The organism is Noviherbaspirillum sp. (assembly GCF_035944575.1).
Classification (GTDB): domain Bacteria; phylum Pseudomonadota; class Gammaproteobacteria; order Burkholderiales; family Burkholderiaceae_D; genus Noviherbaspirillum.
On record NZ_DASZBA010000201.1, the window covers coordinates 1 to 13,261 of the forward strand.

The window sequence follows — 13,261 nt, forward strand, 5'->3', positions numbered from 1 at the left end:
TTTTTTATGATTGCTGTTCGATTTTCTGCAAGCCGCGGATCGTATGCCGCTATCTGCCCCAGTCCCGTTCATCGATCAGATGATGCTGGGAGGATGCTTATACGTCAAATCGAGAGGCGGGGAAGTGTGCAAGTGGAAGCATCGGGCCTGACCGGCGGACATCGCCGGCCGGCTGCCTACAGCGTCATCACCGGCAGCTTCACGGACGAAGTGGCGGCCGCACCGTGGTCCTGGCCATGCCGGAGCATTTCCTGGAATGCCGGCTGGCGTTGCAGCAGTTCATCAACGGTGCCGACGTCCTGCACCTGTCCATTGGCCATCAATACGACCTTGTTGAAGTGATGCAGAAGGTTCATCCGGTGCACCGAAGCCACGAGGCAGGCACTTGGCAACGCCGCCGTGATGCGCGCGAACACGGTTTCTTCCGTAATCGGGTCCAGCGCGCTGGTCGGCTCGTCCATGAAGATCAGCGAACTTCCGCGTGCGGCGAGCAGTCCCCGCGCAAGGCAAAGCCGCTGGCGCTGTCCGCCCGAGAGGTTGCAGCCGCGCTCCGACAGAGGCGTATCCAGGTCCAGCGACATGTCGTTCATGACGGCGTCAAAGGCGGTCAGATGAGCGGCACTATGGATGTCGGCATCACTATGCTCGCCCGACAGCGACAGATTTTCCCGAATGGACGCCTCGAACACATCGGCCTCCTGAGGGATCAGCATGGCGATGCTGCCCAGATGGCGGGTTGCCGGGTAGGGCGTTCCATCCACGTTGATATGCCGCTCATGCGGGTCGTACTGTCCGGCAAGCACCCGCATCAATGTGCTTTTACCCGCGCCGCTGGGACCGACGAGCGCGATGCGGTCGCCGCGTTCGAGCGTAACGGCGACCTTCTTCAATCCCGTCACCGCCTGGCCGGTCCTGGTGCCAATGCCGGCTACGTGGTCGTAGTACAAGTCGCTGATATCGATACGCCGCCAGTCGTCCGGAACGGCAGGTCCGGATGCCGGTCTGTCATGTGCCTCCCATATTGCTTCCGCACTGGCCAGATCCGTGCGTGCGCGGGCGACCGTCTGGAACTTGTCGGCCAGCGCCAGAACGACCGACCTGGCCTGCTGCGCATATTGATGCACGAGGAAGATGCCGCCGATCAGGATCACGCCGTCGCGCTTGCTCATCCATACGGCCGCGGCGACCAATCCCCAGGTAAGAGCCACGCTGAACAGGTCCGCGATGCACCACTTCACCTCGACGAGGGTAATGCTCTTCCGGGCCGGCAGGAACACCTTGCCGAGCCGGTCATCGACCAGCCGCCCCGAGCTGTCCTGCATGCGGAACGACATGACGGTGGAGATATTGCCGAGGAAATCCAGCAGTCTCGACTGGAACTTGCGCTCGGCGGCATTCTCTTCCTTTGCAAGCCGCATCAGCGACACATCGAAGCGCACCATGATCATGCCGACCACGCTGTATCCGATCAGGGCGATCAAGCCCAGCATCGGCGAGAAGAACATGATGGCCACCGCCGCACCGATGAAGTGGACGACGGCCTTGATGTAATGGAACTGGTTCTGCGTGAAGCTGTGCAGGGCGAGCGACGCCTGGCTGATCCGCTGCTGCACTTCGCCCGAATGATGGCGGTCGTGCCATGCAAGGGGAAGGCGCATGAGTTTTCCGTACAGGGCGCTGGTGAAATTCTTCCGCACCACCAGCGCGATCCGCCGTTCGCTGACCCGGCCGGGCCCATGCAACGACCAGGCAACGATCGCCGCCGCCACGATGCCCACGCCGTACCAGGCGGCGGTCGCCATCGCCTCCGTGCCGTCCTTCTGCAGCGCGTTCAGCGCCTGCGCGCCCAACCATGGCGACACCAGTTCCATCAGCGCCGCGCCGACGAGCATCAGCCATGTCAGCGCCAGCTTGAGACGGGCGCCGGCGGCATGGCGCCACATGTTGACGTACAGGCCGCGTGGTTGACGCGTGAGGGTGTTTTGATGACCGATGGGGTCGAGTTCGCGCGCTCGCTTGGAAGAGGCGGACGGCATGAACTTGAAGTGCATATTTGATAAACCATGGGCGCCCGTCGGGCACGCCGGTCCTTGCAGCAAGAGAAGCGAAATGAGTGACTTGGGTACGGAGGAGAATGCGTTTCCGTCGGGAAATACTATCACGCGGCCTCGCGGGTTTTGGCAGGGTGTCGCGGCGTTGTAACAGGGATTTTCGCGATGACGACGCGGCGGAAACACAGCGACCGGTCATCGCTGCTGTGAAGCGGTTGATGTGACGATCCGGCGCATGCCGTGGCAGGAAAAAAAGCCGGCGCTGTCATTAAGGTGCACCGGCAATACATCAAGCCTCTATCGTCTTGCGGGTTTGCGCGCCTGTACCTCGCGGCAGCGCCCCCAGGCGGCCAAGCGGAATCTCCACCCAGCGATGAAACAAGGCTCCCGCCACGATACTTGCACACCAGGCCAGCAACATCCCGCCGCCTTGTGCCCACGCGGATTGCGGCACAAATCGGGTAAACGCAGCGTTGATGACCAGGCAAACCGGGAAGTGCACGAGGAATACGGCGTATGAAATACGTCCCAGATATTCCACCCTCGGCCAGCGCTTTGTCGAAAAGCTGATTCCTCCGCGGTACACCACGACCAACGTCAGCGCAGTGACCAACGCAACCGCGATGCGGCTGCGGAACGCCAGTTCAAGAGCGAGGCCGCCGAGCAGGAGCATGGCCCCGGCGATCAGCGCGGAGCCGATGAGCGGGCGGCCCGGCATCGAAGCCCACCACGCCAGCGCACCCAGCCCATAGCTGCCGAGGAAGTAAGGCGCCCATGCGTCCCAGTCGGCATCGAGGTTGAAGTAGAACAGGGACATGCCGACGCCGGCGGCAACCAGTAGCGGCACCAGCCAGCCCGAAGGGCGACCGCCTGCGATGCGTCCGGCAAGCCACAACAGCAGTGTCAGCAGTGCATAGAGCTGGAGATCGATCGCAACATACCAGGCGCCGGCCGACAGCGACTCGTAACCGAGCACGCCATGCAGCAGCAATCCATGCGCGGCAAACTGGGCGAGCGTCGGTGCTGCGCCGATGGAATCATGGGTCATCCACATGCCGGCCAACGCAGCCCCGGCGACCGCGAGTGCCATTGCAGCAATAAATGGCGGCACCAGCTTGATGAAGCGTCGCGTCACGGCGCGCAACGGGGCGCGAAGACCTGGCATGCCATTCGGCGACAAGGACTTCGCCGCAAGAAAACCGCCCATCACGAGAAACACCTGTACCGCAATGCGCGCCTGGGTTTCCAGCCATTCGATCAGTTCGGGCATGACCGGCTTCACGTGGTCGACCATCGGGCCGTAAAACGCGAGGTGATGCAGGACGATCAGATTGGAAGCGACTGCCTTGAGCAGGTCGAGGAAACGGTAATGGGCAACAGAAGCACTTTGCACGGCAACACCCTGATGAAGTTTCCGCTATTTTCTCATGTGAAATGCATACTTCTTTGCAATGATTTGTGGTGCAGTGTCCTCTTGTCCTGATCCTTGCCTTCTGCCCAGTCATGTTGGTTTACATTGCGATCTGAACCGGTCAGTCGTCGCCCGATGAAGGAGAAATACGCTTGAGCCGTTGACCGTAGATTCCCCAGACGGTCTCGACACCATCAATGGTGCCGACCAATGCCCAGCCCGTGCCGATCTTGCGTGGCTCGACGGGAACACCCAATTCGCTGCCGACCTGCTGCGCCCATTGCCTTGCCGCGCCTTGCCCCTTGAACAGCTCCTTGCCTTCAAACACCACCGTGCCATCGAATACAGGCTTGATGAAAACAGTCATGTAACGCTCCTTCGGAAATCTAGATTAAACGTCCTGTCCTGCCACTTTCATGCAGGTCATTCAGTTCATAACTGGTACTTCTGCCGCCCGCGTCGGACTTTCTCAATAGCCCGCGCGCCCACATTTCATTGCCGTCGCGTAGCGCCGTATCCGGCGAGCACTTGGCGATGGCAGCCCATTCGCTGGCAGTAAGCTTGCCTTCAAAGCCATCGAGAAAGCGGTTGAGGAGCGTTACCTGATGCTCCATTCAGCGGCGTTTGCCCAGTGTTGCCAAAGATGCGCTTTGGCGAGTCAAGTCTTGGGCACGGCTGATCTCAGCCAGCGGGTCGGCGAGGGCCGCCAAGTCATGCCGCTAGGCCGGTCAATCGCGCGCCTGCCAGATACAAGTGTAATCTCCGCTTTTCATGCGGAGATTATGTCTTGCAATCTCCGCATGCGAAACGCATTCGCCATAGAAAGTGCGGAGATTGCCGATGGTTAAGAGGTATAGACGCTTTTTTTACCTGCCGAGATGAGTATCTTCAAAAAGGTTTTGGCTGTCGGCGCAGCGCGGCGTGTATGTAAGCGCAGATGCGTCCTCCAAGAAAGACCAATAGATGCATCGCTTATCCTGGCCGAAGTAGCGAGTGCATCTCTGGATTCCCGCCGCAGCTTGCCCTCGAACGGGCCAGTCGGGGGCGGGAATGACAGTAATTTCGCAAGGTCTATATATGAAATAGGTTCTTCCTACGCCGCCTTCTCCGCCCGCCGCTGCAACACAAATATCGGCTGCGCCCAGTGCGAATCCTTCTTCTTCTTGCTCGTAATGAGCGTCAGCTCCGAAGGGTCATACACATCGGTGTTATGCGTCAGCGGCGTCGTCATCAGGTACTGCGCATCGGTGTTCTTCAGGAACTCCCCCACCAGCTGAATATTCCGGATATCCAGGTGCGCGAACGGTTCATCGATGAAAACGAACCCGCCCGAGCCGTCATCCGACTTCAGCAAGCCGATCAGCAGCACCAGCGACTTCATCACCTGCTGGCCGCCGGATGCTTCGCCGTCGTTCATGCCGATCGGACCCTTGCCGTCGAACTTGAAGCGCACATGCAGGCCGGCCTGTGAGAGCTGCACGTCGTCGTTTTCCAGCCGCACCGGATCGGTGTGCACCTCGATGCCGGCCAATTCGCCGAGTTCCTTGATATTGCGGCTGTAGGTCTTGACCGTGTAGCGCAGGCGTTCGATATAGGCCGCGCGCGCATTGTTGGTTGCCTCGATCGCGCGGTTATTCTGGTAGCGGCGTTCTTCCGTTTCCGATTGCCGTCCCTGCAGCAGGCCGTTCAGGCGCACATGCTGGTCGACCACGGTGGAATCGGTCTCCCAGTCTTCGCGGGCGAGGTCGGTGGCCAGGTGATTCAGGCGCAGATTGACCTGGTGCGAGTTCTGGTGCTGCTCCACCAGCGCGAGGCGGCGTTCCAGGCGACGCCATGCGAAGGGCAGGTGACGCCATTTCGCACGCACCTCGGACAGCGTCTTCGCATGCGCGGCGCGCTCTTCCTGCTGACGCTTGTAGGATTGTTTCAGGTTCGATTCCGCATCGGCCAGCATGCGCTTGGCATTTTGCCAGGCGTTGTCGGCAAGCGTGCGGTCTTCCGTGGCTTTCTTCATCAGCTGGAAGAGTTCGCCGAGGCGTCCACCCACGTCGGTACGTGCCGCCTTCAGCGGCGCAGCGCCATGCATGGCTTCCTCGAACTCCGCCTGGCGGGCGACCAGCTCCTTGGCCGCATCCACCCCGGCAATGCGCGCCTTCAATCCGCTCACTTCGGTCGCCAGCTTGCTGATCTTCATCGTCAGCTGGTCTTCCTGCGCTTCCAGTTTCGGCAGCGACTGCTGCAGCGCTGCGAGACGCTGGGCGCGACCGGCCTGGCCGAAGCGGTAGCGCGACGGCTCGACGAATACCGAGCGGCCGCCGCGGCGTTCGCGGTGATAGGCCTCGGGCGTGATCCATTCCTCGTTCGACGACAGCTTCATGCCTTCATCTGCCGAATCGACGCGGGTGATGCGCGAGAGCTGGTCAATCAGCCATGCCGGTGCCGGCTCCGAAAAGCGCACCACCGACAGCAGGCTGCGGTCCTTCACTTCCGGCGCCTTGACGCGGTCCGGCACGATGAAGTGGCCGTAGCGTTCCTGTGCGCCGATGCGATATGCGGCGGCGGCATCGCGCGCCTTTTCGAGCAGCACCACCGAGGTGTAGCCGCGCAGGATGCCTTCCACCGCCCCTTGCCAGCGGGCATCGGTGACTTCGACGATATCCGGCAGCATCGCATGGTCTATCTTTGCATCACGCAATGCGCGCCGCATGGAGCGCACGTTTTCCGGCTCGGGCAGGGCGGATTTGCTTTCCAGTGCGGCAATGGCGGCCCGGTCTGCGGCGATGCGCCCGGCAAGCTCGTCGCGTTCCTGGCGCAGGCGCATGTATTCGCTTTCCTTCTGCTCCAGCTGCGTCGCGACGTCGGCGATGTCCGCGCCCTCGTCGGCGGCCAGCTTTTGCAATCGTGTCTTCTGTTCCAGCAGGCTTTCCAGCGGCTTCAGCTTGCCGTTGATCTCATTGAGCTGCTTTTCGAGCGCGGTCTTTTCCTGTTCCAGCGTGGTTTCATGGCTGTGCGCCTCCGACAGCGCGCTGGCGCGTTCCGCCACGTCGCCGCGCCGGCCGGACAATTGCGCATCCTGCAGCACCATCGACTTGCGCGATTCGCGCAGCGCCGCGCTGGTGGCGGAGACTTTCTCGCGGATCTCGTGGTACTGCAGGACGGGTAGGATCTCTTCCTGCAGATCGCTGCGTTCCTTGGTCAGGCCTTCCCATTGATGGTAGTTCGCGACACGCAGCCGCAATCTTTCCAGGTTGGTTTGCGACGACTCCAGTTCCGCCTCGAAGCGCTGCAGCTCCATTTCAGTATCGTGCTGATGGCGCTTCGCTTCGTCGTAGGCATCCAGCACTTCCTTGTCGCCGAATACCTGGAACACCAGGTCGAGCAACTGGCGCGGCCCGTATTCGCAGAGCTTGTCGGTTTCGCCCTGTTCCAGGGCCAGCACCTTGGCCATCGCCGGCGACAGGCCGGCGTGCGCGAGGCGCTTGCGGTAGGTTTCCAAGCCGAGCCAGTCGGTCGCGTCCTGTACTTCCTCCACTTCGACGCAGCCGGCGCGCATCAGGTATTGTCGCTTCCAGTCGCCGCCGTTTTTCTGGATCTGGCAGAACAGCGTGACTTCATCCTCGCTGAAGAATCCGGATGCGCGGAAAGGGCGGTTGGACAGCTGGCGGCCCGTCGCGCGGTTGTCGACCACCGCCCGCAGCCAGGAAGTCTGCTGGCCGGAATGGCGCGCATAGTGCTTGTACGAGCGGCCCATCGAGCAGTCCAGCCCGAAGAGCGTGCGCAGCGCATCGAGCAGCGTGGTCTTGCCGGAGCCGTTCTGGCCGGCGATGGTGATGATCTTTGCGTTCAGCGGAATGTTCTTGATGCGTTGCCAATAGTCCCAGTGGACCATTTCCAGCGATTTGATGTGAAACATGCGGGTCCTATTGATGAATTGCGGCTGATCGATGCTTGAGGCTCACTACCCCCATCCCAGCCGAGAGAATTGCGCTTGCAAGCGCAATCCGCTCAGCAGGCAGACGGCATGCCGTCTGAATTCCCTGCTTCTCCCCCCTGGGAGGGGGAAGGGGCCAGTCCTTGGTAAGAGTGAACCGCAGCTCTCTATCGACCACGGACTGTCCCCTCCTCCTGTAAGGGGGAGGGCTAGGGTGGGGGTGGTAGGGTCGAGACAAAAAGGCTCTATCCGGGACGCACCGCCTTCTGCCCATACTTTTCCCCGAACGAAAATGAGCGGCAGACATAAACAAAACAAACCCGACCATCATTCCGCATGCGGGAATTCGATGACGGCCGCTTTCGGCGGCATCGGGCGGTGGAAGATGTCCGCCAGCGCGCCATTGAGGATGCGGTCCTTCAGGGTATCGGTATCCATCATCAGGTCGAGCAGCGGTCCTTCGATAATCATGTCGCCCTTGCGCTCGATGAAGCCGAGCTTGTTCAGCTGGCCGAGGTTCATGTCGAGGCGGGTCTTCTTGCCGAGCTGCTCGCCGAAATCGGCCACCAGCGAACGGTAGGAAATGCCCATCGATGCCTCTTCCGCGCGCGGCATCGGTTTTTCCTTGCCGAACATGTCGTTCTGGTCTTCCTCCGCGCGTTGGTGCGCTTCCTGCCGTTCGCGCTTGGGCAGGATGATCAGCGCCCACAGCACCACCAGCAAGGCGACGCCGTCGCGGGCGAGGCCGATATTGTTGTTCTGCCAGACCTCGCGTGCGCCGAAGATTTTCGGTTCGACGTCACGGGCCAGGGCCAGCGTGACGTTGTCGGCGTAGACATTGTCCAGCAGCTTCATGCCGCAGGCGATCAGGCGCGCATCGAGATCGGCGCGAAACAGGTCGTCCGACAGGGCGCGTTTGACCAGCTTGTGGTCGCGCGACAGGGTCTGATGCGTCAGCAACTGCGCGATCAGGATTTGTGCATCATCGGTCATGCTCTGTGTCCGGTTGGGTTGTCGGTTGAATATCGGTCTTCGGCGTCAGCGAGGCGACGGACATGGCCGCGACATGCGGGTCCTTCAGCTTCACCATGGCGTCCTTCGGCGCAAATTCCAGCGGCAGGCGCGCCATGGTCGCGGTGCCGCCTTGCAGCGCCGATTCGCTTTCATCGCCGAGCAGCGGCAGCAGCGACGCGCGGTAGGACGCGACGGCGAAGCTGGCCGGCAGCAGGGTGTCATGCACCTTCGTCGACCCGGCGGATTCCGCCGCGAAGGACGACAGGCGCGTCAGCCAGGCATCGAGTTCGGCCGGCATGATGCTGACCTCGCTGGCGGTGACCGCGGCATTTTCCCCGGTCGGCAGCACGCTGTTGACGGCGTTGCGCTTGTCCGCGAACAGTTCGGTTTCCGCGACGTCGATCATCTCGGAGGGCGTGATGAACATGGGCGTGACCGGCAGCGAGATGGCATCGCCGGCAAGGCTGGCCAGGTCTTCATGCCGCATCAGCCATGTCTTGATATCGGTGGTGGACAGGCCGGATTGGCCGAGATGCACGCGCTGACGCTCGATCTGGTTCAGCGCACGGGAAAACATGCCTTGCATATTGAGCAACGCGCTCTGGGCGCGGCCGATTGCCTGTGCCGCCCGGTGAGTGGCGCCATCCGCCCGCGTATCGGTGGTGATCGCATGGATGATTTCCGAGCCTTTCTCGACCCAATCGCAGGCTGCATGCCATTTTTCCTGGGCTGCGCGGAGGCGGAATTCGGAGCCGGATGCGATCGCGTCGCGGAATTCCTCCGTCAGTTCAACGAGACGGCCAAGCAGATGATGCAATTGCTCGATGCTCACGCCACCGACCGCCTGCGATCCTGCCACCTGCGACAGGACATAGCCCATGTCCGCATCGTCTTCCGCCTGATCCATGCCCAGCAGGCCGTCGATGGCGGCGACCACGTTGCGGGCGACCGGGGTGATCCGGTACACGCCCTGGGCGGCGTCCCAGGCCAGCAAGCCATGCGAGCGCAGGCGCGCCAACACGGTTTCGAGGCTGTCCGGGATGAGGTAGCCGAGACGTGTATTGATGTCGGCGCGGGTGAAGGCGGAGGATTGCGTATCCGACATCAGTTCCCGCAGCACCAGCAGCCGTACCAGCACGCCGTCGGCGCCGCCGTGGAAGAGCGCGGTGAACGCCTGCAGCACCGGCTGAGCCCGCTTGAGACGGAAAACCTCTTCCATGTCGTCGGGAGAAACGTCGGGTTTGAAGTAGGCCTGGAGCGAATCCTGGTCGTCATCATCCGGCGCGGTTTGTTGATTCATCGCACTGATTTTCATCCCGGCATTTTACGGCACGGCAAGGCCGTGACAAAGGCGGCGACAGAATGTTATGACGCGAAAACCTCATGCTATTCTTGCATTTCGTGCACGCAGGAAAGTATTTTATTTGTCATTTCGATAACAGGGCGGGCACAGCGCAGGAGAGAAACCATGCCAGTCGTCGTCGTCGCGAATCCCAAGGGTGGCGTAGGCAAAAGCACCATCGCCACGAATCTTGCCGGCTACTTTGCCCGACAGGGGCACAGGACCATGCTAGGCGATACCGATATTCAGCAGTCGTCCCGTTCCTGGCTTTCGCTGCGGCCCGGCAGCCTGCCGCCGATTGCTTCCTGGGACATCGACGACGGCCGGATCGCCAAGCCGCCGAAGGGCACGACCCATATCGTGCTGGATACGCCCGCCGGCCTGGAGGGAAAACGGCTGGACGAGATACTCGGCATCGCCGACAGGGTGATCGTCCCTTTGCAGCCGTCGATGTTCGATATCCTGGCGACGCAGGCCTTCCTGCAGACCCTGGCCGGACGGCAGGGCAAGCTGGCGGTGGGAATCGTCGGCATGCGCGTCAATGTGCGCACCCGATCGGCCGACCAGCTGGCCCACTACGCCGAAAATATCGGCCTTCCCGTCCTGGGTTATCTCCGCGACACGCAGAATTATGTGCAGCTTGCCGCCCATGGCGCGACCTTGTGGGACGTGGCGCCGTCGCGGGTGGAGAAGGATATCGAGCAGTGGCAGGGGATGTTGAAGTGGGTGGCCTGACGGGGACGTCACCAATGAGGTTACATCATCAATAGAGACGTGTCGTCCTTGCGTCGGCGGCGGCCAGAGATGCGCCACATGCCTCGTTTGTTCATGCGGTGTATCCCTGGATGTCCGCCGCAGCTTGCCTTCGAATGGGCAGTCGGCGGCGGGAATGACAGAAGCATCCCGAATTACATTTTTGAAGTCAGTTCCATAAAGCAGGGGAACCGGTTCAGGTGACGCTTTCAAAGTCCTTCCGTGGCGTCATTTGACCGTGCGCGCCTTCTCCAAAACCCGGCACAGCGCTTCAACACCATCCAGCACCCGCGGCGCGGCGCGGTTCATCAGCTCGCCATCCACCGTGTACAGATTGCCGCGTTTCACAGCGCGCATGCCTTCGAACCGTCGCCATTGGCGGAACGCATCATCCTTTGCGCCGCTGCTGGCAATGATCGCATCCGGGTCGGCTTTCAGTACGGCCTCCGTGCTGATGGTGGGCGCCAATTGCGGCAGGTCGGCAAAGATGTTGCGTCCGCCGCAGAGCCGCAAGCCGGAGGACACCAGGTGCTCCCCGTTCAATGTCATGAGCGGAGTGCGCCAGATCTGGTAAAACACGCTGACCGCCGGGCGGTGCTTGTACAACTTTTCCAGCCTGGACAATCGTTCGCGGAATGCGGATGCCGCCTCCTGCCCGACCGGCTCGGTGCCGCCCAACTTCCCGAGGCGCTCAAGCGACGTCGCCACCATCTCGAAACTGCGCGGCTCGCTCTCGAAGACCGGGATGCCAATCTGGCGCAGTCGTGCAATTTGCGTCGCCGAATTGCCGCTGCCCCAGACGATCACCAGGTCCGGCTTCAGGGCGAGCACCCGCTCAAGGTCCAATGCCGATACGCCGCCAACGGAGGGGAGCTTGCCCGCTTCAGGAGGATAGGTGCTGTACTCGCTGACGCCGACCACTGCCGCGCCGGCACCCGATGCATACACCAGTTCGGTCGCATGGGGCGCAAGGCTGACAATGCGTCGGGCCGGCGCCGTCAGAGTGACGGTGCGTCCAGCATCGTCGACGACCGAGATGCTTGCCGACGCGGGCAGTGCCGATACCGCGGCGGATATACAGCCCAGAGCACATACGCCCTTGAAGAATCGACGCACTGCCAAGGCTGGTTAGATTTCCAGGTTGTCGATCAATCGCGTCGCGCCGAGTTTGGCCGCGGCCAGAACCACCAGCGGTTCGCCTTTCGCGAGATCGCCCGCCGACGGCGGTTGCAGGTCGGCGCGCTTGCGGATCGAGATGTAATCCGGCTTCCATCCGCGCGACGCAAGCTTGGCGACAGCGGCACGTTCGAGTTCAAAGATATCCAGGTGGCCGTTCCTGACCTGGTCCGCAACTTCGTTCAGTTGGCGGTACAGGGCCGGCGCTTCGACACGCTCGTCCGCCGACAGGTAGCCGTTGCGCGACGACAGGGCCAGCCCGTCTTCGGCGCGATACGTCTCGGCGGCGATGATTTCCGTCGGCAATGCGAACTGCTTGGACATGTTCCGCACGATCATCAGCTGCTGGTAGTCCTTCTTGCCGAATACCGCGACACGCGGCTGCACACAGGAAAACAGTTTCAGCACCACGGTCGTCACGCCGACGAAAAAGCCTGGCCGGAATTCGCCTTCGAGGATGTTGCCGAGTTCGTCAGGCGGGCGTACGCGGTATTCCTGCGGTTCCGGATAGAGATCTTTTTCAGTCGGCGCGAACAGGATGTACACGCCTTCTTTCTCCAGCTTGTCGACGTCGGCCTGGAACGTGCGCGGATACTTGTCGAAATCCTCATTGGGGCCGAACTGCAGGCGATTGACGAAGATCGATGCCACGATCGGATCACCGTGCTTGCGCGCCAGGCGCATCAGCGAAAGATGTCCTTCATGGAGATTGCCCATGGTCGGCACGAAGGCGGTCCGCAATTGTCCGCGCAGGTGATCGCGCAACTCTTCAATGGAGGAAATGATTTTCATGAAACTGCCTTGAGAATGGAATGCGTGAAATGAGCGATGAGAAAGCGGGGATCAGGCCGGCATCGGGATTCCGCTAGGTAGGTGAATACGCAAGGCGCACATAGATCGGCGCATAGGCTTCGGCCTGCGTGATTTCAATCAGGGTTTCCTTCGCCAGTTCGAGCAGCGCGATAAAGTTCACCACGACCACCGGAACGCCGCGCGACGGATCGAACAGGTCCGCGAACTCGACGAACTTGCTCGACTGCAGGCGGCGCAGGATGCCGGTCATGTGCTCGCGCACGGACAGCTCCTCGCGGCTGATGGTGTGATGCGCGGTCAGCTTGGCTCGCTTGAGCACGTCGGCCCATGCCGATTGCAGGTCGACCACATTGACGTCCGGCCATTGCGTTACTACGTTTTGCTCGATGTAGATCTGCGCGCGGACGTAGTCGCGTCCCAGCTGGGGCAGGGTGTCGAGCTGCTGGGCGGCGAGCTTCATCTGTTCGTATTCAAGCAGGCGCCGGACCAGTTCGGCACGCGGATCTTCCGCTTCCTGGCCGGTATCCGCTTTCTTGACCGGCAGCAGCATGCGCGATTTGATTTCAATGAGCATGGCCGCCATCAGCAGATACTCGGCGGCCAGTTCGAGGTTATGCACCCGGATCTGTTCGACGTAATCCAGATACTGCAGGGTGACCTGCGCCATCGGGATATCGAGAATATTGAAATTCTGCTTGCGGATCAGGTACAGCAGCAAATCCAGGGGGCCTTCGAAGGCTTCGAGGAAAACCTCGAGCGCATCCGGCGGG

Annotated in this window: 10 protein-coding genes and 1 pseudogene; 1 reads left to right on the forward strand and 10 read right to left on the reverse strand. The window is 61.5% G+C overall.

Annotation, left to right across the window (positions count from 1 at the left end):
- Positions 1-176: 176 nt before the first annotated feature.
- From VGU61_RS16055 to VGU61_RS16085, 7 genes and pseudogenes are all read right to left on the reverse strand, one after another.
- Positions 177-2,051, reverse strand: coding sequence for an ABC transporter ATP-binding protein (locus VGU61_RS16055; RefSeq protein WP_326860212.1), 1,875 nt, complete (start codon positions 2,049-2,051; stop codon positions 177-179).
- Positions 2,052-2,340: 289 nt separating this feature from the next.
- Positions 2,341-3,444, reverse strand: coding sequence for an acyltransferase (locus VGU61_RS16060; RefSeq protein WP_326860213.1), 1,104 nt, complete (start codon positions 3,442-3,444; stop codon positions 2,341-2,343).
- 139 nt (positions 3,445-3,583) lie between these two features.
- Entirely contained in the window at positions 3,584-3,829 is a 246-nt protein-coding gene (locus tag VGU61_RS16065; protein ID WP_326860214.1) for a hypothetical protein, read from the reverse strand.
- Positions 3,830-3,848: 19 nt separating this feature from the next.
- Positions 3,849-4,120 (reverse strand): annotated as a pseudogene (locus tag VGU61_RS16070) (DUF4172 domain-containing protein); the annotation flags it as partial.
- Positions 4,121-4,555: 435 nt separating this feature from the next.
- Positions 4,556-7,375 carry an ATP-binding protein gene (locus tag VGU61_RS16075; protein WP_326860215.1) on the reverse strand — a complete coding sequence of 940 codons (2,820 nt, stop codon included), beginning with the start codon at positions 7,373-7,375 and terminating at the stop codon, positions 4,556-4,558.
- Between the two features lie 345 nt (positions 7,376-7,720).
- A complete protein-coding gene (locus tag VGU61_RS16080) occupies positions 7,721-8,386 on the reverse strand; it encodes a hypothetical protein (RefSeq protein WP_326860216.1) in 666 nt (221 codons plus the stop codon).
- Positions 8,376-9,707, reverse strand: coding sequence for a hypothetical protein (locus VGU61_RS16085; RefSeq protein WP_326860217.1), 1,332 nt, complete (start codon positions 9,705-9,707; stop codon positions 8,376-8,378). Before VGU61_RS16085 ends, VGU61_RS16080 begins: the two co-directional genes overlap by 11 nt.
- A gap of 168 nt (positions 9,708-9,875) precedes the next feature.
- Here VGU61_RS16085 and VGU61_RS16090 point away from each other — a divergent pair, with 168 nt between their 5' ends.
- The gene (locus tag VGU61_RS16090) at positions 9,876-10,484 is read left to right on the forward strand and encodes a ParA family protein (RefSeq protein WP_326860218.1); all 609 of its coding nucleotides are present in this window, start codon (positions 9,876-9,878) and stop codon (positions 10,482-10,484) included.
- A gap of 246 nt (positions 10,485-10,730) precedes the next feature.
- On the opposite strand, the gene VGU61_RS16095 is transcribed toward VGU61_RS16090, so the two are convergent.
- The 3 genes from VGU61_RS16095 to VGU61_RS16105 all read right to left on the reverse strand — a co-directional run.
- On the reverse strand, positions 10,731-11,624 hold the full coding sequence (locus VGU61_RS16095; RefSeq protein ID WP_414691647.1) for a cobalamin-binding protein: 894 nt from the start codon (positions 11,622-11,624) through the stop codon (positions 10,731-10,733).
- 6 nt (positions 11,625-11,630) lie between these two features.
- Positions 11,631-12,470, reverse strand: coding sequence for a pantoate--beta-alanine ligase (gene panC, locus VGU61_RS16100; RefSeq protein WP_326860219.1), 840 nt, complete (start codon positions 12,468-12,470; stop codon positions 11,631-11,633).
- 73 nt (positions 12,471-12,543) lie between these two features.
- The coding region (locus VGU61_RS16105; protein ID WP_326860220.1) for a ScpA family protein at positions 12,544-13,261 on the reverse strand (718 nt) is incomplete at its 5' end.